The following is a 20,815-nucleotide window of genomic DNA, read 5'->3' as shown; positions in this document are numbered from 1 at the left end:
CGAGCATGAACCTTGAAGCCTTACCAAAATATTACTCCCCAAAATCTCCAAAATTGAGCGATGACGCTCCAGCGACAGGCACCGGTTGTTTAACAATTACGGATGTAATGGCAGCGCAGGGGATGGTGCAGTCGAAAGCACCACTTGGGTTGGCCTTATTTCTGGCAAAAGTTGGTGTTCAGGACCCTCAGTTTGCGATTGAAGGCCTGCTAAATTACGCGATGGCACTGGATAACCCGACATTGAACAAATTGAGTGAAGAAATCCGGTTACAGATTATTCCTTACCTTGTGAATTTTGCCTTTGCTGATTACTCCAGGTCTGCGGCAAGTAAGGCTCGCTGTGAGCATTGTTCAGGTACGGGATTTTATAATGTATTGCGCGAAGTGGTGAAACACTACAGACGCGGGGAATCTGTAATCAAGGAAGAATGGGTGAAGGAACTATGTCAGCATTGCCATGGTAAGGGCGAAGTCAGCACAGCGTGCAGAGGGTGTAAGGGTAAAGGGATTGTTCTGGATGAAAAAAGAACCCGGTTTCATGGCGTACCGGTATATAAGATTTGTGGGCGTTGTAATGGAAACCGATTTAGTCGTTTACCGACCACGCTGGCACGACGTCATGTCCAGAAGCTGGTACCAGACCTGACCGATTATCAGTGGTATAAGGGGTATGCGGACGTCATTGATAAACTGGTAACAAAGTGCTGGCAGGAAGAAGCATACGCGGAAGCGCAATTGAGGAAGGTGACGAGATAAATGATTTTTGCTGAAGATGGCGACATGATGTTTGCATTTTTCAAAAAATATGGATAAAATTTTTTCAACGATGGGCTTTGTATACCCGACGTTAAGAAAAAGTAGAAAACCCGCTGATGAGCGGGTTTTGTGCTTTAAATGGGGCAATGGTAATGTTGAATCTCATCCCGGGACTCATGTCTGTTAACTTATTATTTAGCTGGTGACTTGGTTATTTGCCTGATGTTTAAAATATTTTCTTCCAGTACAATGTCCCTAAACACAATGAGTCTGCTTATTATATTATTAGCAGAGCTATTACGGCCAAAGTACAGCATAAGCTTTTAAAGCCAATCAACCAGTCATCAAGACAGACGGGGTTATTCATAAAAACTCTCCATGTGTGATCCGATGGGGCCTGAAATTAAAGCTTTAATATAGCTCATGAAAGGTAAACATTGGCAGCTGAAGGGCCACGCAGACCATTTATCCGGCAAAATTCCACGCGTAATCCGGTGGTAATTTCTTCTGCATCGCGGAGATTGAGCGCTGAAACATGAAGCTGGACATCGATACGACCATCGGATGGGGTGATAAGACCCTTGCCGCTTTTGCCGTCAAAGGTTTTGACAATTCCTGTCATTTTACGGGACAAAAAAATTCCTTAATACTGATAACTTGGCGCACTATACACACGTTCCTGAAGAAAGCTATAGTTTTTTGATGGGGTTGAAGATGGCTGGATGTCTAAAATAAACATTGCTTCATATGTTCAACTATGCGTTAATGATTGCGTCGGTTTGAAGAACAGACGATATACGAAGTAGTTTACTAAAGCAGTTCTCATTTCAGGTGTTATTCACTTATTCCTTCTTTGAGTCTCTCCAATTAAGTACGAAGTCGTTTCTGTTATGCAAACCATTTATGCCGAAAGGCTCAAGTTAAGGAATGTAGAATGTCAAATAAAATGACTGGTTTAGTAAAATGGTTTAACGCTGATAAAGGTTTCGGCTTTATTTCTCCTGTTGATGGTAGTAAAGATGTGTTTGTGCATTTTTCTGCGATTCAGAATGATAATTATCGAACCTTATTTGAAGGTCAAAAGGTTACCTTCTCTATAGAGAGTGGTGCTAAAGGTCCTGCAGCAGCAAATGTCATCATTACTGATTAAAATTCATCGCTCGTCTGTATACGATAACGAAGAAGGCTGATGCCTGAGTAGAGATACGGACAGAGTAGTGAATATTGGATCTCTTTAATAAAAAGTAAGGAGGTCCAATACATGAAACAATGGCTAGCATATTTGGCAAAATCTTAATCAGGAAAAGTATGCTAACCATTGTGGTGAAGTGCAGGTTTGCTGCATGAATAGTTTTACAGCAGAAGCTAACTGCTGGCATGGCAAAACAAAGTGCGTAAGTGGATGACTCCCACAAAAAGCACCACAATCTCAAACCCGCTCAGGCGGGTTTTTTATTATCTGCTTTAAATATATTATTAAAATATAAAAAATACTTGTTACTAATAAAATCAATCAGGCTACAGCTTTAAGATTTGTCTGGAATACTTTGTTGCAATGAGGGCAGATCAAAAGGGCACCTTTTTGTACTCTTGAAAAACTGTGTTCTGACTCTTGGGTGCAGTTTGGGCAGGAACATTTAACGAGATAATTACGGCGTGATTTTGAGTTTTTACGTTCTGACATAGGCTTTTCCTGTATAAATGGCCGTATACAGTACACTAAATATGAAAACATTTCTCGTATTATTATTTTATATATGACTTTCTTTCAAAATAATTACCCACATTTTTAATGTGTATGTTTTTTTAGCGCCGTTGAGAACAACGTGTGCTGTCAAAACTACCCCGTAGACTCCGATCTTTTCAAACATATTGCACCATCCGTGTACATCGGGGTGAGGATATGAAATCAATGGATAAGTTAACAACAGGTGTTGCCTATGGCACATCGGCGGGTAATGCTGGTTTCTGGGCATTGCAGTTACTCGATAAAGTAACTCCGTCACAGTGGGCTGCAATCGGTGTGCTGGGTAGCCTGGTTTTTGGCCTGCTGACGTATCTGACAAATCTTTATTTCAAGATTAAAGAAGACAGGCGTAAGGCTGCGAGAGGAGAGTAATCCAACGACTCAAGACTATGAACTGGTTGTGAAAGGAGTCCGTAATTTTGAGAATAAAGTTACGGTAACTGTAGCCTTACAGGACAAAGAACGCTTTGACGGTGAAATTTTTGACCTGGATGTCGCCATGGACCGTGTTGAAGGAGCTGCGCTGGAGTTTTATGAGGCAGCAGCCAGAAGGAGCGTCCGGCAAGTCTTCCTGGAAGTAGCAGAAAAATTGTCAGAAAAAGTTGAGTCTTATCTGCAGCATCAGTACTCCTTTAAGATTGAAAATCCTGCCAATAAGCACGAGCGTCCTCATCATAAATATATATGAACACAAAAATCAGATACGGCCTGTCGGCTGCCGTTCTGGCGCTGATTGGTGCTGGCGCATCTGCTCCTCAGATACTTGACCAGTTTCTGGACGAAAAAGAAGGTAACCACACAATGGCATACCGCGATGGTTCTGGCATATGGACCATCTGTCGGGGTGCCACAGTGGTGGATGGAAAAACCGTTTTTCCCAATATGAAACTGTCGAAGGAAAAATGCGACCAGGTCAACGCCATTGAGCGTGATAAGGCGCTGGCATGGGTGGAGCGCAATATTAAAGTACCACTGACCGAACCACAAAAAGCGGGTATCGCGTCATTTTGTCCCTATAACATTGGCCCCGGTAAGTGTTTCCCGTCGACGTTTTATAAGCGGCTGAATGCTGGTGATCGTAAAGGTGCATGCGAAGCGATTCGCTGGTGGATTAAGGATGGCGGACGCGATTGCCGCATTCGTTCAAATAACTGTTACGGTCAGGTTATTCGTCGTGACCAGGAGAGCGCATTAACCTGCTGGGGGATAGAACAGTGAATCAGATATTCATGGTGATTTTTCTCGTGTTGTCAGGATTTATCGTCGGAAATGTCTGGAGCGACAGAGGATGGCAAAAAAAATGGGCGGAACGTGATGCTGCCGCATTATCACAAGAGGTAAATGCTCAATTTGCTGCTCGAATAATTGAACAGGGGCGAACTATAGCCCGTGATGAGGCTGTTAAAGATGCACAACAGAAATCTGCTGAAATTTCTGCCAGGGCTGCTTATCTGTCTGATAGTGTTAACCAGTTGCGTGCCGAAGCAAAAAAATATGCCATACGCCTTGACGCAGCGAAGCATACCGCAGATCTTGCCGCTGCCGTCAGAGGCAAAACAACCAAAACCGCCGAAGGAATGCTCACCAACATGCTCGGAGATATTGCAGCAGAAGCTCAGCTTTATGCTGAAATTGCTGACGAACGCTACATCGCAGGAGTGACTTGTCAACAGATCTATGAATCTTTAAGAGATAAAAAGCATCAAATGTAGGGTAATATTAAATCGGAACATTTACATCGCGGAATGTAAAATTTAAATAAAAAGGACTCTTCCATGAGCCAAAATTCCTGAAATCTTAAGGGTAAGATAAAAGGTCTTAATCAGAATGACACGTTATTATTAATAAATAAAGCTATTCTTTCATTGCTGTGTTTTTCTTTACAAAAGTAATCCTTGCTATGGGTGGTTAATCATGCGTTAATGGTGTTCTGGTTTGTTACAAATTTATCTGAAGCAGTCATTGTTATAATTTTATTATTTGTACCTCTTGAGATTTCCTTGTTGGTTTTTCTCTCTGATATTTTTTTTCGGACCATTCTGCCCAAGGGCTAATTTCTTCAAAAGGTAATAATTATGTCTAACAAAATGACTGGTTTAGTGAAATGGTTTAACCCTGAAAAAGGTTTTGGTTTCATCACGCCGAAAGATGGCAGCAAAGATGTGTTTGTCCATTTCTCAGCAATTCAGAGCAACGATTTCAAAACATTAACTGAGAATCAGGAAGTTGAATTTGGTATTGAGAACGGACCTAAAGGTCCTGCCGCTGTTCATGTAGTGGCGCTTTGAGGTAGACAATATTACAAACCATATTCACTTTAGATGCCCGTGTTGTCATGGTTCCCAGTATAGAACATCATCTTTTGATGTTTCTGACATGAATCCTTTCGGGGCAAAATGTATCTTTTGTAAATCAATGATGATTACATTTGATAATATTTCACAATACTTAAATGCCAGCCGTCTGTCGTTGGATTTAAAAAAGTGAAAATGAAGGCTCCTTCGGGAGCTTTTTTGCTTGGTATCTATTCGATGGATACTCACATACTACGGTAACATCATGAAAAAAATCATAGTTTTTTTTAACTCTGAACCAGCAGTGGTAGTGCCAGCGATGACTGGAGTTAACACCATCATGCGTGAATATCCAAATGGCGAAAAAACACACCTTACTGTAATGGCCGCAGGGTTTCCATCTCTGACCGGAGATCATAAAGTCATTTATGTAGCCGCGGATCGACATGTTACTTCAGAAGAAATTCTGGAAGCAGCAATAAGGCTCTTGAGTTGATTTGATGCTATTGTATTGATAATTCAGGAAAATTCTCTTTGTCTGTTTGTGTAAAATTTAGACTATCGTATGTTGATTATTGCGATGTTTCATCTTATCTTTTACACGTTTGCACCATATAATCGACTTACTGTGTAACTGGAAAGTCATAACAGACTAAAAGAGGAAATGATGAATATTGAAAACTTAAAAACAAAAGCAGAAGCAGATATTTCTGAATATATAACAAAAAAAATTATTGAACTTAAGAAAAAGACCGGGAAAGAAGTTACCAGTATTCAGTTTACCGCACGGGAAAAAATGACGGGTCTTGAAAGCTATGATGTCAAGATTAATTTAATCTGATGTATTCAATAATAAAATTTATCCATAAACCTCGTTTTTACGGGGTTTTGTTATATTTGAATGGTTCCGAATATCTAAATCACAATTGTTGATGGTTTTTATTAAACCAATGCAGTCCGGCTCAGGAGTGAGAGAAGCCGGACGTTATGGTTTAGCGTGGTAAGATCTGTGTAGTTTTCTGGATGCTTTCAGTAAATAGTAATGAGTTATCAAAGGCATAGTAATATCTTTGGTGTTCCTGGATATTTGTAACCCATCGGAAAACTCCTGCTTTAGCAAGATTTTCCCTGTATTGTTGAAATGTGATTTCTTTTGATTTCAACTTATTATAGGAGGTCTCTATAAGATGTTTGTTTCTGGAGAATTTAACATTTACAACCTTTTTGAGTCCTTTTACTAACACTATGTTGTCGTTTTCTAACACAATGTGAATATTATCTGTGGCTAAATAGTAAATATAAAGTGAGATATTGTGACGTTTTAGCTCAGAATAAAATAATTCACAGTTTAAATCTTTACGCACTTGATCGAATATTTCTTTAAAAATGGCAGCCTGAGCCATTGGTAAACCTTCCATGTGATACGATGGCGCGTAGTTTGCATTATCGTGTTTATTGTTTTAATCTGGTCTGACCTCTTTGTGTTTTGTTGATGATTTATGTCAAATATTAAGCCTGTTTTTAATGAATAGTGTTGATTGCGTAACAAAATTGAGCCTTGCTGGCATCCAGGAGGGATATGCAACCGACAGATGTATGTAAGGTCGATGTACTCAAACTTTCATACTTTTCCTCTTTTATGCAGTAAGATTTGAAGTAATATTTTAACCGCTAGATGACGAGCAAACGCATGGAGCGACAAAATGAATAAAGAACAATCTGCTGATGAACTCTCGTTGGATCTGATTCGTGTAAAAAATATGCTTAATAGCACCATTTCTATGAGTTACCCGGATGTTGTAATTGCATGTATAGAACATCAGGTGTCTCTGGAAGCATTCAGGGCAATTGAGGCAGCGTTGGTGAAGCACGATAAGAATTCGAAGGATTATTCCCTGGTGGTTGACTGAGCACCATAACTGCTAATCATTCAAACTATTTCACCTGTGACAGAGTCAATATCGCATTCTGTCACTGTCAGGCTAATACAGAGCTGCAATTCAACTACTGCAATGTCCTCGTAATTAGGTGAATTTACAATATCGTCCTGTTCGGATGCCGGCTGCATTGCTGAAGATGAGGCATTTATGGTTCGCATATTTTCCCCTCATGCTCGTCAGTCCTGTGCGTAGGAAGAAACAGGACACTCACACTAATTTGTGTGGGCATGCTGTGATGTCCTTCTGAATTATTCCTATGCCATTATGTAAAGCGCTGTATCAGATGCTCGTCACGGCTGTCAGGCTGTCAGGCTGTCGGGTCCTCCCGGTGGGGGCCCCTGCCACGGGGCGGGAGCGTCGCGGAAAAAGGCTAGTTTTTGAAATTTTATTCGTCATCACCACTACTGTAATTGATTGATATTACAGTGGATTTATTTTTATGGTGTCGATTCTGATTGTTTTTTGTTCATCACTAACACCGTTTGCCTAAAGTTGTTCGCAAGATGCATGTTTAAAACATTCTGGAGCGGGTATGGATCGAGAGTTAAAAAATCTGACGCTGAATATCAGTCAACTGGCGGCATTGTCAGGTGTACATCGCCAGACTGCTGCGGCAAGGCTGCAAAATCTACCCGTTGCAGGGGGGCATGAAAGCAACCTCAAGCTTTATCGGGTGGTTGATATTGTGTCGGCATTTCTGGCATTACCACCGCCGGTTGCAGAAGGCGAAATGGACGCGCATGAGCGCAAAGCCTGGTATCAGTCTGAACGTGAGCGTCTTAAGTTCGAACAGGAAACGGCACAACTCATTCCGGCCAGTGATGTCAGACGGGAGTTTGCCATCTGGGCAAAAGCGGTCGTGCAGGTGCTGGAGACATTACCGGATATTCTTGAACGTGACTGCGGTCTGCAGCCTGCCGCTGTGAGCCGTGTTCAGTCCATTATTGATGATCTGCGCGATCAGATAGCCCTGCGGGTGACTGAAGCAGGTGCGGATGATGAGGAGGAATTACAGCAGGAGGAGTAATGCTGAATCAGGAAACCGCAAAGGCAGCACGAACCGATTCAGGTTATATCCTTCGCGCACCGAGACGAATGCGGGTTGCTGATGCCGTTGCTCAGTATATGCGGGTGCCTATGGGGGCAGGGAACTCAGTCCCGTGGGATCCGCTGGTGGCACCGTATGTTATTGAGCCTATGAACTGCCTGGCCTCGCGTGAATACGACGCAGTGATATTTGTTGGCCCGGCACGAACCGGCAAGACTATCGGCCTGATTGACGGCTGGGTGATTTACAACGTGATTTGCGATCCTGCTGATATGCTGATCATTCAGATGACGGAGGAAAAAGCCCGCGAACACTCCAAAAAACGACTCGCCAGAACGTTTCGCGTCAGCCCGGAAGTGGTCAGTCGCCTGAGTCCGAACAAAAATGACAACAACGTTTATGACAGAACATTCCTTGCTGGCAACTACCTGAAAATCGGCTGGCCGTCAGTCAATATCATGTCTTCATCAGATTATAAATGCGTGGCGCTGACGGATTATGACCGTTTTCCGGAAGATATTGATGGTGAGGGGGATGCCTTCTCTCTTGCCTCAAAACGTACCACCACATTTATGTCCAGTGGTATGACGCTGGTGGAGAGTTCCCCCGGCAGGGATGTGAAGGATGTGAAATGGCGACGGACTTCACCGCATGAGGCTCCACCAACCACGGGGATCCTGTCGCTCTATAACCGTGGCGATCGCCGTCGCTGGTACTGGCCCTGTCCACACTGTGGTGAGTATTTTCAGCCCTGCGGCGATGTGGTTGCTGGTTTCCGTGATATTGCCGATCCTGTGCTGGCAAGTGAGGCGGCTTATATTCAGTGTCCTTCCTGTTCAGGACGGATTTTGCCTGAACAAAAACGCGAGCTGAACGGACGTGGGGTCTGGTTACGGGATGGTGAATCCATCAATGCAGATGGCAGTCGTTATGGTGATCCCCGGCGTTCACGTATTGCGTCATTCTGGATGGAGGGTCCGGCAGCTGCTTATCAGACACTCTCGCAACTCGTTTACAAACTGCTTACTGCAGAACAGGAATACGAGACAACCGGAAGTGAAGAGACACTCAAGACGGTTATCAATACCGACTGGGGATTACCTTATCTTCCCCGCGCCAGCATGGAGCAACGAAAAAGTGAATTGCTTGAGCAGCGGGCAGAGCCAGTTCCTTCCCGCAGTGTGCCGGATGGCGTTAATTTCCTTGTGGCGACAGTGGATGTGCAGGCGGGACGTCATCGCCGTTTTGTGGTTCAGGTAACGGGCTATGGCAGCCGTGGCGAACGCTGGATTATTGATCGTTACAACATCACGCAGTCATTGCGCGGTGACAGCGACGGGGAGAGCCAGCGAATTGATCCGGCCAGCTATCCGGAAGACTGGGATGTCCTGCTGACGGATGTTTTTCATAAAAGCTGGCCGCTGGCCTCCGATCCTTCTCAACAAATGCGACTGATGGCAATGGCGGTGGACTCCGGCGGTGAAGACGGGGTCACTGATAATGCCTATAAATTCTGGCGTCGTTGCCGTCGTGATGGCCTTGGTAAACGTATTTACCTGTTTAAGGGTGACAGCATCCGGCGCGCAAAACTGATCAGCCGTACATTCCCTGATAACACCGGACGAACGGGCCGCCGGGCGCAGGCCGCAGGTGATGTGCCGCTCTGGCTTCTTCAGACGGATGCCCTGAAAGACCGGGTGAATAACGCGTTATGGCGTGACTCGCCAGGTCCCGGCTATGTGCATTTCCCTGACTGGCTGGGGAGCTGGTTTTACGACGAACTGACGTATGAAGAGCGGAGCAGTGACGGGAAATGGAGTAAGCCGGGTCGCGGTGCCAACGAAGCTTTTGACCTGATGGTGTATGCCGAGGCTCTGGTCATTCTGCATGGATACGAAAAGATCCGCTGGCCGGATGCACCGGAGTGGGCGAGCCGGGAAACCTGGCTGGAGTGTGTCCCGGACAGTACCGAACCGTCACCCACACCGGAACCGGTATCCACGCCTGTTAAAAAACAAAAACGGAAGAAAACAGTAACTGACGATGTTAACCCCTGGCTGACTTCCGGAGGATGGTTATGAACCAGAATGATATCGAAGCCATGATTCAGCGTTATACGGAAGCTGAAATGGCGGTGCTGGACGGAAAATCCGTCACCTTTAATGGTCAGCAGATGACCATGGAAAACTTATCTGAGATCCGGCAGGGACGGCAGGAGTGGGAGCGCCGCCTTGCGGCTCTGATTACACGACGACGGGGGCATCCCGGGTACCGGCTGGCGAGGTTCTGATGGCAATTCTTGATGATGTGATTGGCGTTTTTTCACCAGGATGGAAAGCGGCAAGGCTGCGTTCCCGTGCGGTGATCCAGGCTTATGAGGCCGTAAAAACGACACGGACACACAAAGCCCGGCGGGAAAACCGAACTGCCGACCAGTTAAGCCAGTACGGGGCCGTGTCGTTACGTGAGCAGGCCCGTTACCTTGATAACAACCACGATCTGGTTATTGGTGTATTTGACAAGCTGGAAGAACGGGTGGTGGGGAAAAACGGGATTATTGTCGAGCCACATCCGGTATTACGCAATGGGGCCATTGCCCGTGATCTGGCAGCGGAGATACGCACCCGATGGAGTGAATGGTCTGTCAGTCCGGAAGTCACCGGGCAGTTTACCCGTCCGATGCTGGAACGTCTGATGCTGCGTACCTGGCTGCGCGATGGTGAGGTGTTTGCCCAGATGGTTTCCGGGCGCATAAACAGCCTGACGCCTTCTGCCGGTGTTCATTTCTGGCTGGAGGCGCTCGAGCCGGACTTTATTCCCATGACCAGTGATGAGAGCAACAGGCTGAATCAGGGCGTGTTTGTTGATGACTGGGGGCGTCCCGAAAAATATCTGGTGTATAAAAGCCGTCCCGTATCCGGGCGGCAGATGGAAACCAAAGAAGTGGATGCAGAGCGAATGCTGCATCTTAAATTTGTTCGCCGTCTGCACCAGATGCGCGGGACGTCTTTGTTGTCCGGTGTGCTGATCCGCCTCAGTGCCCTGAAAGAGTATGAAGATTCTGAGCTGACTGCAGCAAGGATCGCCGCTGCTCTGGGGATGTACATCCGGAAAGGCGACGGGCAGAGCTATGAACCGGATGGTAATGGCAGCAAGGAGAATGAACGCGAGCTTACCATTCAGCCAGGCATTATTTACGACGATCTGAAACCCGGCGAAGAAATCGGAATGGTGAAGTCGGATCGTCCCAATCCTAACCTTGAAACTTTTCGTAATGGTCAGTTGCGTGCCGTGGCGGCGGGCAGTCGTCTGAGTTTTTCCAGTACGGCACGCAACTATAACGGCACTTACAGCGCCCAGCGTCAGGAGCTGGTTGAATCCACTGATGGCTACCTGATCCTGCAGGACTGGTTTATTGGTGCCGTCACCCGCCCGATGTATCGTGCCTGGCTGAAACAGGCTGTGGCATCCGGTGTTATCAGGCTACCCCGCGATCTTGATCGTTCTTCACTGTATACCGCGGTGTATTCCGGACCGGTGATGCCGTGGATTGACCCTGTTAAGGAGGCTGAGGCCTGGAAAATTCAGATTCGTGGTGGAGCGGCGACAGAATCAGACTGGGTACGTGCAGGTGGTCGTAATCCGGATGATGTCAAACGTCGGCGCAAGGCCGAAATTGATGAAAACCGCAAGCTGGATCTGGTATTTGATACCGATCCGGCCAGTGATAAAGGAGGCAGCAGTGCCGCAACGAAACGACAGGAGCCGCAGCACACCGACGACCAGTCCGAAGAATAATTCCTGGTTCAGGATGCAGGCAGGTCACCAGAGTGACGCGGATATTTATATTTATGACGAGATTGGTTTCTGGGGTGTTACAGCGAAGCAGTTTATCAGTGATCTGAATGCACTGGGCGATATCACCCACATTAATCTCCATATTAATTCACCGGGTGGCGATGTCTTTGAAGGCATCGCCATTTTTAATGCACTGAAAACACATGGTGCGTCCATTACCGTTTATGTCGACGGTGTGGCGGCGTCAATGGCGTCGGTCATTGCGATGGTGGGAAACCCGGTCATTATGCCGGAAAACTCCTTCATGATGATTCATAAACCATTTGGCTTTACGGGCGGTGATGCGGAGGACATGCGCACCTATGCCGACCTGCTCGATAAAGTTGAGGCGGTTCTGTTACCCGCTTATGCACAGAAAACCGGGAAAACCACCGATGAAATTGCTGCCATGCTGGCGGATGAGACCTGGATGTCCGGTGCCGAATGTCTGGCACAGGGATTTGCTGATCAGGTGACACCAGCCGTTAAGGCAATGGCATGTATTCAGTCAAAACGTACAGAGGAATTTAAAAAGATGCCGGAATCCATTCGAAACATGATTACTCCGCCACGCAACAGTGCTCCACGCGTACAGGATGATGAACCTGCAGCCTCCCGGACGCCAGTGCAGGCAGCAGCACCCGTGGTGGATGAAAACAGTATCCGTGCGCAGGTACTGGCAGAGCAAAAAGCGCGTGTAAACGGTATTAATGATCTGTTTGCCATGTTTGGCGGGCGTTATCAGACGCTGCAGGCCCAGTGTCTTGCCGATCCTGAATGTTCGCTGGAGCAGGCCCGTGAAAAGCTGTTGAACGAGATGGGGCGCGAGTCCACGCCATCCAATAAAAATACCCCGGCTCATATTTATGCCGGTAACGGTAATTTTGTGGGGGACGGGATTCGCCAGGCGCTGATGGCGCGTGCCGGATTTGAAAAAACCGAACGTGATAATGTCTACAACGGGATGACCCTGCGTGAATATGCCCGTATGTCACTAACTGAACGGGGTATTGGGGTTTCCGGTTATAACCCGATGCAGATGGTCGGTGCGGCGTTCACACACAGTACGTCTGACTTCGGTAATATTCTGCTGGATGTTGCGAACAAAGCCATTCTGCAGGGCTGGGAAGATGCCCCTGAAACCTATGAACAGTGGACGCGGAAAGGTCAGTTGTCTGATTTTAAAATTGCCCATCGTGTGGGTATGGGGGGCTTCAGTGCTCTACGTCAGGTGCGTGAAGGGGCGGAATATAAATACGTCACCACCGGAGATAAACAGGCCACTATTGCACTGGCGACCTATGGCGAGCTGTTCAGTATCACCCGTCAGGCCATTATCAATGATGATCTGAATATGCTGACCGATGTCCCGATGAAACTGGGCCGTGCGGCGAAATCCACTATTGCCGATCTGGTTTATGCCATTCTGACGTCTAACCCGAAAATCTCCACAGATAATGTAAGTCTGTTCGATAAAGCGAAACATGCAAACGTACTGGAGAGCGCTGCAATGGACGTGGCATCGCTGGATAAAGCCCGCCAGTTGATGCGCGTTCAGAAAGAGGGGGAGCGTCATCTGAATATTCGTCCTGCGTTCGTACTGGTACCGACGGCGATGGAGTCTGTTGCTAACCAGGTCATTCGCTCCTCAAGTGTCAAGGGGGCTGACATTAACGCCGGTATTATTAACCCGGTGAAAGATTTTGCGACCGTTATTGCAGAGCCTCGTCTTGATGATAACAGCCAGACCACCTTCTACCTGGCTGCGTCAAAAGGCTCCGATACGATTGAAGTGGCTTATCTCAACGGTGTGGATACGCCATATATTGATCAGATGGAGGGCTTCAGTGTGGATGGCGTGACAACGAAAGTGCGTATTGACGCCGGTGTCGCGCCAGTTGATCACCGCGGTCTGGTGAAATGTACGGCGTAAACGTCGCAGACAACAACTCTGATGGCCCGTAAGGGCTTTTTTTGTACCTGAAATCAGCCCCTGAACGGGGCTGTGCGGAGACAGTTATGGCAAAGAATTTTGTAGAAGAAGGAAAAACGGTGGCGATTGTTGCCAGTGCAGCCATCAGCAGCGGAGATCTGGTGCAGGTGGGCGATGTTTTTGCGGTGGCGCTGACCGATATTCCACAGGGTGAAACAGGCGACGGCATGACCGAAGGTGTGTTTATGCTGCCTAAGCTGAAAACGGATGACATGAAAACGGGTAAGAAGGTTTATCTGAAGTCCGGAAAAGTTCAGCTGACTAACAGCGGCTCTGATCCGCTGGTCGGGGTTGTCTGGGCAGATGCCGGAACCAGTGCAGAAGAAGTGCCGGTAAAACTCAATGTCTGATCCCTTTTCCCGGCTGGCAGCGCGTATGGATGCTATCACGGTCAGAAAGATGGGAAAGACAGCCTCGATTAATGATGTCGATATGACTGTGATCCCGGGAGAAACACTGGCAGAGCTGAATGCTCTGTCCGGACCTGCGGTCTCTCTGGTGGTGTTTTCTTCGGGATACCGCCCACGGCGCGGGGATCGCGTTGTTTATGACGGACAACAATGGACGGTCACACGGCATGAACGTTTTAACGGTAAGCCAATGATCTTTATTGAGTAAAGAGGTGTGGGATGAAGGGGCTTGAGAATGCCATCCGTAATCTGAACAGCCTTGATACCCGTATGGTGCCACAGGCCAGCGCATGGGCGATAAACCGTGTGGCACAGAAAGCGGTCTCGGTCGCCACCCGGCAGGTTGCCGGGAATACCGTTGCGGGAGATAACCAGGTGAAAGGGATCCCCCTGAAACTGGTACGTCAGCGTGTCCGGGTGTTTAAAGCCAGTCCGTCAGGAAAAATGACGGCCAGGATCCGCGTTAACCGGGGCAATCTGCCCGCTATTAAGCTGGGGACAGCCCGGGTCAGACTGGCCCGGCGTGGTGGAAAACTGCAGTACCGTGGCAGTGTGCTGAAGGTGGGTAAATATCTTTTCCGGGATGCGTTTATTCAGCAACTGGCGAATGGTCGCTGGCATGTGATGCGGCGTATTGATGGCAAAAATCGTTACCCCATTGATGTGGTGAAAGTCCCGCTGTCCGGACCGCTGACACAGGCATTTGAAGATGCCCGCGACCGCATTATTGCTGCGGAAATGCCGAAACAGCTGGGGTATGCACTGAAACAACAACTGAGGTTATGGCTGACCCGATGAACCGACATACACAAATCCGCCAGGCCGTACTGGCACGCCTTCGGGAACAGTGTGGAGACAGCGCCACGTTTTTTGACGGGCTTCCGGCATTTATTGATGCGCAGGAACTGCCTGCCGTGGCGGTGTGGCTGAGTGATGCTCAGTACACCGGAAAAATGACGGATGAAGATGACTGGCAGGCTGTTCTGCATATTGCTGTCTTCATCCGGGCACAGGCACCGGATTCAGAGCTGGATATGTGGATGGAGAGCACCATTTTCCCGGCCCTGAATGATATACCGGCACTTTCCGGACTCATCGACACCCTGATCCCTCTCGGTTTTAACTATCAACGTGATAATGAGATGGCCACCTGGGCGATGGCGGAAATCACGTACCAGATCACGTACACGAATTAAAGGAGGTGGCAATGACCACACCAAATCCACTGGCAAAAACGAAAGGTGCGGGAACGACGTTCTGGATGTACACCGGCAAGGGCGATGCGTTTGCGAACCCTTTATCGGACACTGACTGGCTGCGTCTTGCGATGGTGAAGGATCTGCAACCTGGCGAAATGACCGCTGATGCAGAAGATGACACTTATCTCGATGATGAAGATGCAGACTGGAAAACGACAACCCAGGGGCAGAAATCCGTCGGTGATACTTCGGCGACGCTGGCCTGGCGTCCGGGTGACAGCGGGCAGAAAAAACTGGTTCAGTTGTTCGACTCCGGTGAAGTCTGCGCGTTTCGTATCAAATATCCCAACGGCACTGTTGATGTTTTCCGTGGCTGGCTGAGCTCACTGGGTAAAACCATTGCCTCAAAAGACGTGATGACCCGCACAGTGAAAATCAGCGGTGTGGGGCGTCCGTATCTGGCAGAGGAAGGCACTGAAACAGTGAGCGTTACCGGGCTGACGGTGGCACCGGCATCTGCCAGTGTAAAAGTGGGAGCAACCACCACGCTGACCTTTACAGTAAAACCTGACGGAGCCAGTGACAAAGCGATCAGTGTGCATTCGACAGATCCACAGACTGCCACGGTGACCCTGAACGGGCTTGTGGCCACGGTGAAAGGCGTGAAGCAGGGCAGTGTCAGCATTGTGGGCATGACTTCTGACGGCGATTTTGTGGCAGTGGCTGCGGTGGCTGTCAGCGCCGCAGGTTAACAGGACGATACTCATCATTTGCCCCGGTTATCCGGGGCTTTTTTGCAGGTGGAGAACATGATGTTTCTGAAACAGGGCACGTTTAATTATGAAAAGCAGTCCGTGGTGCTCAGTGAGCTGTCCGGGCTGCAGAGAATTGAATATCTGGCGTTTGTTCAGCAGCGAACGGCAAAGTTTGATGCCGAAGAGGGAGAACTGCCGGAGGCTGAACGACAGATTGCTTTTCTGCGGATGGGGATGGATATCAATGCCTGGCTGGTTTCCCGCTCACTGTGGAATGCGGAACAGTCTCAGGATGTTGAGACGCTTTGCGCATCCGTTATTACAACATGGTCGTATGATGCCCTGGGAGCGGGGGCGGAGATGGTTCTGTCGCTGAGCGGTATGGGAGTCATTGAGAATGCCGGGGATTTGGAGCATGAGGTGCTGACGCCGGAAAAGTCCTGACGCGGGAAATGCAGTTTGTCATGCGGCTTGCCCGGGAGTTCCGGCGGGCAGACTGGCGGCGGATGCTGTCGGAAATGTCGGCCACTGAGCTTGGTGAGTGGGGCGATTATTTCCGGATGCAGAGCTTCAGTGATGTGTGGATGGATGCGCAGTTTGCCTCGCTGAAGGCATTGATCGTGAGAATGGTGTCCGGTAGCAGTGATGCTGCGGTGGCTGATTTCAGCCTTTTACCGGAAGAGAACGGGATACCGGAGCGAACGGACGAAGAACTGATGCATCTTGGGGAAGGTATTTCCGGAGGTGTGCGTTATGGACCAGATAGCCAACCTGGTCATTGATTTGGGGATTGATGCGGCAGAGTTTAAAAATGAAATTCCCCGTATCAAAAACCTTCTGAATGGTGCAGCCAGCGATGCAGAACGGTCTTCTGCCCGTATGCAGCGTTTTATGGAGCGTCAGACTCAGGCCGCCCGGCAGACAATGCAGGCGGCTTCTTCGGCTGCAACAGCCGCATCCGTCCATGCGCAGACGGTGGAGAAGAGCGCACAGGCTCATGAACGCATGGCCCGCGAGGTGGAGCAAACCCGCCAGCGTATGGAGGCACTGAGCCAGAAAATGCGCGAGGAACAGGCGCAGGCCATGGCTCTGGCGGAGGCTCAGGATAAAGCGGCTGCCGCGTTTTATCGTCAGATTGACAGTGTGAAACAGGCCAGTGCGGGGCTGCAGGAATTACAGCGTATTCAGCAGCAGATCCGACAGGCCAGAAACAGTGGCGGGATTGGTCAGCAGGATTATCTGGCGCTGATTTCTGAGGTTACGGCGAAAACCCGTGTTCTTACGCAGGCTGAGGAAGAGGCTACCCGACAGAAAGTGGCGTTTATCCGTCAGCTTAAAGAGCAGGCAACCCGCCAGAATCTTTCTTCTTCTGAGTTGCTTCGTGCTAAGGCTGCCCAGCTGGGGGTAAGCAGTGCTGCAGAAGTGTATATCCGCAAAATGGAGCAGGCAGGAAAAGCCACGCATTCGCTGGGTCTGAAAAGTGCAGCGGCCCGCCAGGAGATTGGCGTTCTGATAGGTGAACTGGCCCGCGGCAATTTAGGGGCGCTGAGGGGATCCGGGATAACGCTGGCTAACCGTGCCGGATGGATAGACACTCTGATGTCACCGAAAGGCATGATGCTTGGCGGGGTTATTGGCGGTATTGCCGCGTCCGTCTATGGTCTGGGTAAAGCCTGGTATGACGGTCAGAAGGAGGGGGAAGAATTTAACCGCCAGTTGTCGCTGACGGGGCATTATGCCGGAGTCACTGCCGGGCAGCTGTGGACGCTCAGTCGTGCTATTTCCGGGAATGGTATCACGCAACATGCTGCAGCCGGTGCGCTGGCTCAGGTGGTGGGGAGTGGTGCATTTCGTGGAAACGATATCGGTATGGTGGCGAGAGCTGCCGCACAGATGGAGCGATCGGTTGGCCAGTCGGTCAGCGATACCATAAATCAGTTTAAGCGGCTGAAGGATGATCCTGTAAATGCCGCGAAGGCTCTGGACAATGAGCTGCATTTTCTTACTGCCACTCAGCTTGAGCAGATACGTGTCCTTGGGGATCAGGGACGGTCCAGTGATGCTGCACGGATAGCCATGTCTGCACTGGCAGAGGAAACCGGTCGGCGTACTGCGGATATTGATAATAACCTCAATGCGCTTGGCAGTACGCTGAAGTATCTGTCTGATTTGTGGAGTCGTTTCTGGGATGCGGCCATGAATATTGGTCGTGAAGACTCGCTGGATGAACAGATTGCCGCTTTACAGGAGAAAGTGTCGCGGGCGAAAAGACTCCCCTGGACGGCATCATCTTCTCAGGTTGAATACGATCAGCAGCGTCTTAACGATCTTCAGGAGAAAAAACGCCAGAAGGATTTGCAGGATGCAAAAGAGCAGGCAGAGCGGAATTATCAGGAGCAACAGAAACGACGTAATGCTGAAAATGCTGCACTGAACCGGATGAATGAAACGGAAGCAGCACGACATCAGCGTGAAATTGCGCGTATTAATTCCATGCAGTACGCCGATCAGGCTGTCAGGGATGCAGCGATACAACGTGAAAATGAACGTTACGAGAAAGCCCTGGCATCCGGTAAGAAAAAAACACGCGAACCCCGTAATGATGAGGCCACCCGGTTATTGCTGCAGTACAGTCAGCAACAGGCACAGGTGGAAGGACAGATTGCTGCTGCCAGACAGTCAGCAGGCATTGCCACGGAAAGGATGACAGAAGCGCATAAACAGCTTCTGGCTCTGCAGCAGCGCATCAGCGACCTGGACGGGAAAAAACTGACGGCAGATGAAAAGAGTGTGCTGGCCCGTAAAGATGAACTGATTCAGGCACTGACGCTGCTGGATGTAAAACAGCAGGAGCTTCAGAAACAGACGGCACTCAACGAGCTGAAGAAAAAAACAATTCAGCTGACCAGTCAACTGGCTGAAGAAGAGCGCGCTCAGCGTCAGCAACATGACCTGGATATCGCCACGGTGGGTATGGGTGATCAGCAGCGGCAGCGATATCAGGTACAACTGAGTCTTCGCCAGAAATACCAGCAACAGCTGGAGCAGTTGAGGCGGGATAGTGAGCAGAAAGGAACATATAACACGGATGACTACAGAAAGGCCGAGCAGGCGCTGACGGAGAGCCTGAACCGACAACTGAATGAGAATCGCCGTTACTGGCAACAGCTTGAAGTTGTGCAGGGTAACTGGAAAAACGGAGTCCTGCGTGCATTTCAGGATTTTACCGTGGATGCAGATAATACGGCAGGAACAGCAGAACAGGTGTTCTCGTCAGCCTTCAGCAACATGGGAAATGGCCTGGCAACTTTTGTCACTACCGGCAAACTCAATTTCAAATCCTTCACCTCTTCTGTGCTGTCAGATATGGCGAAAATCCTGGCGCAGGCAACCATGATGAAATCGATAAAAGGGATTGGCAGTGTGCTGGGATTTGATCTCAGCAGCCTTTCCCTGAATGCCAATGGGGGGATTTATCAGTCTGCTGATTTGAGTCGTTACAGTGGCACGGTGGTTAACCGTCCGACGTTTTTTGCTTTTGCAAAAGGCGCGGGTGTGATGGGGGAAGCGGGACCTGAAGCCATTCTGCCATTGCGTCGTGGTGCTGACGGTAAGCTGGGGGTTGTGGCGGATATTGGGGGTTCAGGTATGGCGATGTTTTCCCCGCAGTACAACATCGAGATCAATAACGATGGCACGAACGGGCAGATAGGTCCGGCTGCCCTGAAGGCGGTTTATGACCTCGGGAAAAAAGCGGCAGCGGACTTTATGCAACAGCAGGCCCGTGATGGTGGTCGGTTAAGTGGAGCATATCGGTAATGGAGACGTTTCACTGGAAAGTGCGCCCGGATATGAATGTGGTATCAGAGCCGAAAGTGGTGACAGTGAAGCTTGGCGATGGTTATGAACAGCGTCGTGCGGCGGGACTGAATAACCAGTTGTCGACTTACAGCGTGACGATACGTGTTCGTAAATGTGAACACCCATCTTTAAAAGCCTTTCTGGAACGGCACGGTGGCGTCCGCGCATTTCAGTGGACGCCACCTTATGACTGGAAGCCGATCAGGGTGGTTTGTCGTAAATGGTCGGCAAGCGTGGGGGCGTTGTGGGTAACCATAACGGCAGATTTTGAACAGGTCGTGGCATAGGAGGCTCTGATGCAGGATATTCCACAGGAAACACATCATGAGACGACACGCCTCACTCAGTCAGCCCAGGTGGTGCTCTGGGAAATCGATCTGACAGAGGTCGGTGGTGAACGTTATTTTTTCTGTAATGAGCAGAACGAAAAAGGTGAGCCGGTTACCTGGCAGGGGCGGCAGTATCAGGCATACCCCATTCAGGGGACGGGATTTGAACTGAATGGCAAGGGCACCAGTGCCCGTCCGACACTGACGGTTTCTAACCTGCACGGCATGGTCACCGGGATGGCGGAAGATCTGCAGAGTCTGGTCGGCGGAACGGTGGTCAGGCGTAAGGTTTACGCCCGTTTTCTGGATGCGGTGAACTTCGTCAACGGAAACAGTGACGCCGATCCTGAGCAGGAGGTGATCAGCCGCTGGCGCATCGAGCAGTGCAGCGAACTGAGCGCGGTGAGTGCCTCTTTTGTACTGTCCACGCCGACGGAAACGGACGGTGCCGTTTTTCCGGGGCGCATCATGCTGGCCAACACCTGCACCTGGACCTATCGCGGTGACGAGTGCGGTTATCACGGTCCGGCGGTCGCGGATGAATATGATCAGCCGACGTCCGATATCACGAAGGATAAATGCAGCAAATGCCTGAGCGGCTGTAAGTTTCGCAATAACGTCGGCAACTTTGGCGGCTTCCTTTC

General features: G+C 49.2%; 31 protein-coding genes. 27 read left to right on the top strand and 4 right to left on the bottom strand.

Features of this window, described 5'->3' with window-relative positions:
• The first annotated feature begins 5 nt into the window (after positions 1-5).
• Complete coding sequence (locus tag G434_RS21315; RefSeq protein ID WP_001047132.1) at positions 6-758, top strand: antitermination protein; 753 nt, start codon at positions 6-8, stop codon at positions 756-758.
• A 277-nt stretch (positions 759-1,035) separates the two neighbouring features.
• On the opposite strand, the gene G434_RS29625 is transcribed toward G434_RS21315, so the two are convergent.
• Together G434_RS29625 and cspF are read right to left on the bottom strand one after the other, a co-directional pair.
• A complete protein-coding gene (locus tag G434_RS29625) occupies positions 1,036-1,125 on the bottom strand; it encodes a hypothetical protein (protein ID WP_120795389.1) in 90 nt (29 codons plus the stop codon).
• Between the two features lie 54 nt (positions 1,126-1,179).
• The gene (cspF, locus tag G434_RS21320; protein WP_000087756.1) at positions 1,180-1,392 is read right to left on the bottom strand and encodes a cold shock-like protein CspF; all 213 of its coding nucleotides are present in this window, start codon (positions 1,390-1,392) and stop codon (positions 1,180-1,182) included.
• Positions 1,393-1,692: 300 nt separating this feature from the next.
• Between cspF and cspB the strand changes: the two genes are divergently transcribed.
• A complete protein-coding gene (gene cspB, locus G434_RS21325; protein WP_000066484.1) occupies positions 1,693-1,908 on the top strand; it encodes a cold shock-like protein CspB in 216 nt (71 codons plus the stop codon).
• 363 nt (positions 1,909-2,271) lie between these two features.
• On the opposite strand, the gene ynfU is transcribed toward cspB, so the two are convergent.
• On the bottom strand, positions 2,272-2,442 hold the full coding sequence (gene ynfU, locus G434_RS30440) for a putative zinc-binding protein YnfU (protein WP_211180497.1): 171 nt from the start codon (positions 2,440-2,442) through the stop codon (positions 2,272-2,274).
• 219 nt (positions 2,443-2,661) lie between these two features.
• On the opposite strand from ynfU, the gene essD reads away from it, so the two are divergent.
• The 9 genes from essD (at position 2,662) to G434_RS21355 (ending at position 5,640) form a co-directional block, all read left to right on the top strand.
• Positions 2,662-2,877 carry a phage lysis protein EssD gene (gene essD / locus G434_RS21330; RefSeq protein ID WP_000839590.1) on the top strand — a complete coding sequence of 72 codons (216 nt, stop codon included), beginning with the start codon at positions 2,662-2,664 and terminating at the stop codon, positions 2,875-2,877.
• Positions 2,861-3,193: a DUF1327 domain-containing protein gene (locus G434_RS21335; protein WP_001309518.1), complete on the top strand. Its 333-nt coding sequence runs from the start codon at positions 2,861-2,863 to the stop codon at positions 3,191-3,193. Before essD ends, G434_RS21335 begins: the two co-directional genes overlap by 17 nt.
• Positions 3,190-3,723, top strand: coding sequence for a lysozyme (locus G434_RS21340; RefSeq protein ID WP_001092971.1), 534 nt, complete (start codon positions 3,190-3,192; stop codon positions 3,721-3,723). The genes G434_RS21335 and G434_RS21340 overlap by 4 nt, the downstream gene beginning before the upstream one ends.
• The gene (locus tag G434_RS21345) at positions 3,720-4,217 is read left to right on the top strand and encodes a DUF2514 domain-containing protein (RefSeq protein WP_001071769.1); all 498 of its coding nucleotides are present in this window, start codon (positions 3,720-3,722) and stop codon (positions 4,215-4,217) included. Before G434_RS21340 ends, G434_RS21345 begins: the two co-directional genes overlap by 4 nt.
• Positions 4,218-4,580: 363 nt before the next feature.
• Positions 4,581-4,793 carry a cold shock protein CspI gene (gene cspI / locus G434_RS21350; RefSeq protein WP_000066495.1) on the top strand — a complete coding sequence of 71 codons (213 nt, stop codon included), beginning with the start codon at positions 4,581-4,583 and terminating at the stop codon, positions 4,791-4,793.
• Between the two features lie 10 nt (positions 4,794-4,803).
• Positions 4,804-4,992 (top strand): cold shock small protein YmcF, encoded by a 189-nt coding sequence (locus G434_RS26955; RefSeq protein ID WP_071524604.1) that lies wholly within the window; start codon positions 4,804-4,806, stop codon positions 4,990-4,992.
• Between the two features lie 2 nt (positions 4,993-4,994).
• Positions 4,995-5,060 carry a small protein YnfR gene (gene ynfR / locus G434_RS29620; RefSeq protein WP_122134696.1) on the top strand — a complete coding sequence of 22 codons (66 nt, stop codon included), beginning with the start codon at positions 4,995-4,997 and terminating at the stop codon, positions 5,058-5,060.
• 4 nt (positions 5,061-5,064) lie between these two features.
• Complete coding sequence (ynfN, locus tag G434_RS0124790; protein ID WP_000720962.1) at positions 5,065-5,295, top strand: protein YnfN; 231 nt, start codon at positions 5,065-5,067, stop codon at positions 5,293-5,295.
• Positions 5,296-5,466: 171 nt separating this feature from the next.
• Positions 5,467-5,640 carry a GnsA/GnsB family addiction module toxin gene (locus tag G434_RS21355; RefSeq protein ID WP_001019606.1) on the top strand — a complete coding sequence of 58 codons (174 nt, stop codon included), beginning with the start codon at positions 5,467-5,469 and terminating at the stop codon, positions 5,638-5,640.
• Positions 5,641-5,791: 151 nt separating this feature from the next.
• Here the strand turns inward: G434_RS21355 and G434_RS21360 are convergent, their stop codons facing one another.
• Positions 5,792-6,202 carry a DUF1398 family protein gene (locus G434_RS21360; protein WP_000035574.1) on the bottom strand — a complete coding sequence of 137 codons (411 nt, stop codon included), beginning with the start codon at positions 6,200-6,202 and terminating at the stop codon, positions 5,792-5,794.
• Positions 6,203-6,502: 300 nt separating this feature from the next.
• Here G434_RS21360 and G434_RS21365 point away from each other — a divergent pair, with 300 nt between their 5' ends.
• The 16 genes from G434_RS21365 to G434_RS21440 form a co-directional block, all read left to right on the top strand.
• Positions 6,503-6,709, top strand: a complete 207-nt coding sequence (locus G434_RS21365) for a hypothetical protein (protein ID WP_001031431.1) — start codon at positions 6,503-6,505, stop codon at positions 6,707-6,709.
• 562 nt (positions 6,710-7,271) lie between these two features.
• Positions 7,272-7,766, top strand: a complete 495-nt coding sequence (locus G434_RS21370; RefSeq protein ID WP_000373425.1) for a DUF1441 family protein — start codon at positions 7,272-7,274, stop codon at positions 7,764-7,766.
• Complete coding sequence (locus G434_RS21375; protein ID WP_000934101.1) at positions 7,766-9,868, top strand: phage terminase large subunit family protein; 2,103 nt, start codon at positions 7,766-7,768, stop codon at positions 9,866-9,868. Before G434_RS21370 ends, G434_RS21375 begins: the two co-directional genes overlap by 1 nt.
• A complete protein-coding gene (locus tag G434_RS21380; protein WP_001072975.1) occupies positions 9,865-10,077 on the top strand; it encodes a hypothetical protein in 213 nt (70 codons plus the stop codon). Before G434_RS21375 ends, G434_RS21380 begins: the two co-directional genes overlap by 4 nt.
• On the top strand, positions 10,077-11,585 hold the full coding sequence (locus tag G434_RS21385) for a phage portal protein (RefSeq protein ID WP_000985953.1): 1,509 nt from the start codon (positions 10,077-10,079) through the stop codon (positions 11,583-11,585). The genes G434_RS21380 and G434_RS21385 overlap by 1 nt, the downstream gene beginning before the upstream one ends.
• Entirely contained in the window at positions 11,530-13,557 is a 2,028-nt protein-coding gene (locus tag G434_RS21390; protein WP_001136587.1) for a ClpP-like prohead protease/major capsid protein fusion protein, read from the top strand. The genes G434_RS21385 and G434_RS21390 overlap by 56 nt, the downstream gene beginning before the upstream one ends.
• A gap of 86 nt (positions 13,558-13,643) precedes the next feature.
• Entirely contained in the window at positions 13,644-13,967 is a 324-nt protein-coding gene (locus tag G434_RS21395) for a DUF2190 family protein (protein ID WP_001097050.1), read from the top strand.
• The gene (locus tag G434_RS21400; protein WP_001283153.1) at positions 13,960-14,235 is read left to right on the top strand and encodes a DNA breaking-rejoining protein; all 276 of its coding nucleotides are present in this window, start codon (positions 13,960-13,962) and stop codon (positions 14,233-14,235) included. The genes G434_RS21395 and G434_RS21400 overlap by 8 nt, the downstream gene beginning before the upstream one ends.
• Positions 14,236-14,246: 11 nt before the next feature.
• Positions 14,247-14,825: a phage tail protein gene (locus G434_RS21405; RefSeq protein WP_000677108.1), complete on the top strand. Its 579-nt coding sequence runs from the start codon at positions 14,247-14,249 to the stop codon at positions 14,823-14,825.
• Positions 14,822-15,223 (top strand): phage minor tail U family protein, encoded by a 402-nt coding sequence (locus tag G434_RS21410; RefSeq protein ID WP_001079398.1) that lies wholly within the window; start codon positions 14,822-14,824, stop codon positions 15,221-15,223. The genes G434_RS21405 and G434_RS21410 overlap by 4 nt, the downstream gene beginning before the upstream one ends.
• Before the next feature lie 11 nt (positions 15,224-15,234).
• Positions 15,235-15,978, top strand: coding sequence for a phage tail protein (locus G434_RS21415; RefSeq protein WP_000211109.1), 744 nt, complete (start codon positions 15,235-15,237; stop codon positions 15,976-15,978).
• A 60-nt stretch (positions 15,979-16,038) separates the two neighbouring features.
• The gene (gpG, locus tag G434_RS21420) at positions 16,039-16,425 is read left to right on the top strand and encodes a phage tail assembly chaperone G (RefSeq protein ID WP_001297778.1); all 387 of its coding nucleotides are present in this window, start codon (positions 16,039-16,041) and stop codon (positions 16,423-16,425) included.
• An 8-nt stretch (positions 16,426-16,433) separates the two neighbouring features.
• Positions 16,434-16,763, top strand: a complete 330-nt coding sequence (locus G434_RS21425) for a phage tail assembly protein T (RefSeq protein ID WP_001161009.1) — start codon at positions 16,434-16,436, stop codon at positions 16,761-16,763.
• Positions 16,735-19,800, top strand: a complete 3,066-nt coding sequence (locus G434_RS21430; RefSeq protein WP_000372011.1) for a phage tail tape measure protein — start codon at positions 16,735-16,737, stop codon at positions 19,798-19,800. The genes G434_RS21425 and G434_RS21430 overlap by 29 nt, the downstream gene beginning before the upstream one ends.
• Positions 19,800-20,129 (top strand): phage tail protein, encoded by a 330-nt coding sequence (locus G434_RS21435; protein WP_000447253.1) that lies wholly within the window; start codon positions 19,800-19,802, stop codon positions 20,127-20,129. Before G434_RS21430 ends, G434_RS21435 begins: the two co-directional genes overlap by 1 nt.
• 9 nt (positions 20,130-20,138) lie before the next feature.
• Positions 20,139-20,815, top strand: a 677-nt coding sequence (locus G434_RS21440; RefSeq protein WP_016249729.1) for a phage minor tail protein L, incomplete at its 3' end; no start/stop codon positions are given.

It is taken from the genome of Escherichia sp. KTE172, from assembly GCF_000408845.1.
Taxonomy (GTDB): Bacteria; Pseudomonadota; Gammaproteobacteria; order Enterobacterales; family Enterobacteriaceae; genus Escherichia; species Escherichia coli.
The sequence above is the reverse complement of the archived record's forward strand: the minus strand, read 5'-3'. Positions and strand labels throughout refer to the sequence as shown.

What these genes read in the sequence shown, in the direction of transcription:
- cspB (WP_000066484.1), top strand. Translation starts at nt 1,693, where the DNA reads ATGTCAAATAAAATGACTGGTTTAGTAAAATGGTTTAACGCTGATAAA.
- G434_RS21365 (WP_001031431.1), top strand. Translation starts at nt 6,503, where the DNA reads ATGAATAAAGAACAATCTGCTGATGAACTCTCGTTGGATCTGATTCGT.
- G434_RS21315 (WP_001047132.1), top strand. Translation starts at nt 6, where the DNA reads ATGAACCTTGAAGCCTTACCAAAATATTACTCCCCAAAATCTCCAAAA.
- G434_RS21380 (WP_001072975.1), top strand. Translation starts at nt 9,865, where the DNA reads ATGAACCAGAATGATATCGAAGCCATGATTCAGCGTTATACGGAAGCT.
- G434_RS21435 (WP_000447253.1), top strand. Translation starts at nt 19,800, where the DNA reads ATGGAGACGTTTCACTGGAAAGTGCGCCCGGATATGAATGTGGTATCA.
- G434_RS21385 (WP_000985953.1), top strand. Translation starts at nt 10,077, where the DNA reads ATGGCAATTCTTGATGATGTGATTGGCGTTTTTTCACCAGGATGGAAA.
- cspI (WP_000066495.1), top strand. Translation starts at nt 4,581, where the DNA reads ATGTCTAACAAAATGACTGGTTTAGTGAAATGGTTTAACCCTGAAAAA.
- G434_RS21410 (WP_001079398.1), top strand. Translation starts at nt 14,822, where the DNA reads ATGAACCGACATACACAAATCCGCCAGGCCGTACTGGCACGCCTTCGG.
- G434_RS21375 (WP_000934101.1), top strand. Translation starts at nt 7,766, where the DNA reads ATGCTGAATCAGGAAACCGCAAAGGCAGCACGAACCGATTCAGGTTAT.
- G434_RS21370 (WP_000373425.1), top strand. Translation starts at nt 7,272, where the DNA reads ATGGATCGAGAGTTAAAAAATCTGACGCTGAATATCAGTCAACTGGCG.
- G434_RS21425 (WP_001161009.1), top strand. Translation starts at nt 16,434, where the DNA reads ATGCAGTTTGTCATGCGGCTTGCCCGGGAGTTCCGGCGGGCAGACTGG.
- G434_RS21360 (WP_000035574.1), bottom strand. Translation starts at nt 6,202, where the DNA reads ATGGCTCAGGCTGCCATTTTTAAAGAAATATTCGATCAAGTGCGTAAA.
- G434_RS21430 (WP_000372011.1), top strand. Translation starts at nt 16,735, where the DNA reads ATGGACCAGATAGCCAACCTGGTCATTGATTTGGGGATTGATGCGGCA.
- G434_RS29625 (WP_120795389.1), bottom strand. Translation starts at nt 1,125, where the DNA reads ATGAATAACCCCGTCTGTCTTGATGACTGGTTGATTGGCTTTAAAAGC.
- G434_RS21395 (WP_001097050.1), top strand. Translation starts at nt 13,644, where the DNA reads ATGGCAAAGAATTTTGTAGAAGAAGGAAAAACGGTGGCGATTGTTGCC.
- G434_RS21355 (WP_001019606.1), top strand. Translation starts at nt 5,467, where the DNA reads ATGAATATTGAAAACTTAAAAACAAAAGCAGAAGCAGATATTTCTGAA.
- G434_RS21400 (WP_001283153.1), top strand. Translation starts at nt 13,960, where the DNA reads ATGTCTGATCCCTTTTCCCGGCTGGCAGCGCGTATGGATGCTATCACG.
- G434_RS21405 (WP_000677108.1), top strand. Translation starts at nt 14,247, where the DNA reads ATGAAGGGGCTTGAGAATGCCATCCGTAATCTGAACAGCCTTGATACC.
- ynfN (WP_000720962.1), top strand. Translation starts at nt 5,065, where the DNA reads ATGAAAAAAATCATAGTTTTTTTTAACTCTGAACCAGCAGTGGTAGTG.
- G434_RS21415 (WP_000211109.1), top strand. Translation starts at nt 15,235, where the DNA reads ATGACCACACCAAATCCACTGGCAAAAACGAAAGGTGCGGGAACGACG.
- essD (WP_000839590.1), top strand. Translation starts at nt 2,662, where the DNA reads ATGAAATCAATGGATAAGTTAACAACAGGTGTTGCCTATGGCACATCG.
- ynfU (WP_211180497.1), bottom strand. Translation starts at nt 2,442, where the DNA reads ATGTCAGAACGTAAAAACTCAAAATCACGCCGTAATTATCTCGTTAAA.
- G434_RS21340 (WP_001092971.1), top strand. Translation starts at nt 3,190, where the DNA reads ATGAACACAAAAATCAGATACGGCCTGTCGGCTGCCGTTCTGGCGCTG.
- gpG (WP_001297778.1), top strand. Translation starts at nt 16,039, where the DNA reads ATGTTTCTGAAACAGGGCACGTTTAATTATGAAAAGCAGTCCGTGGTG.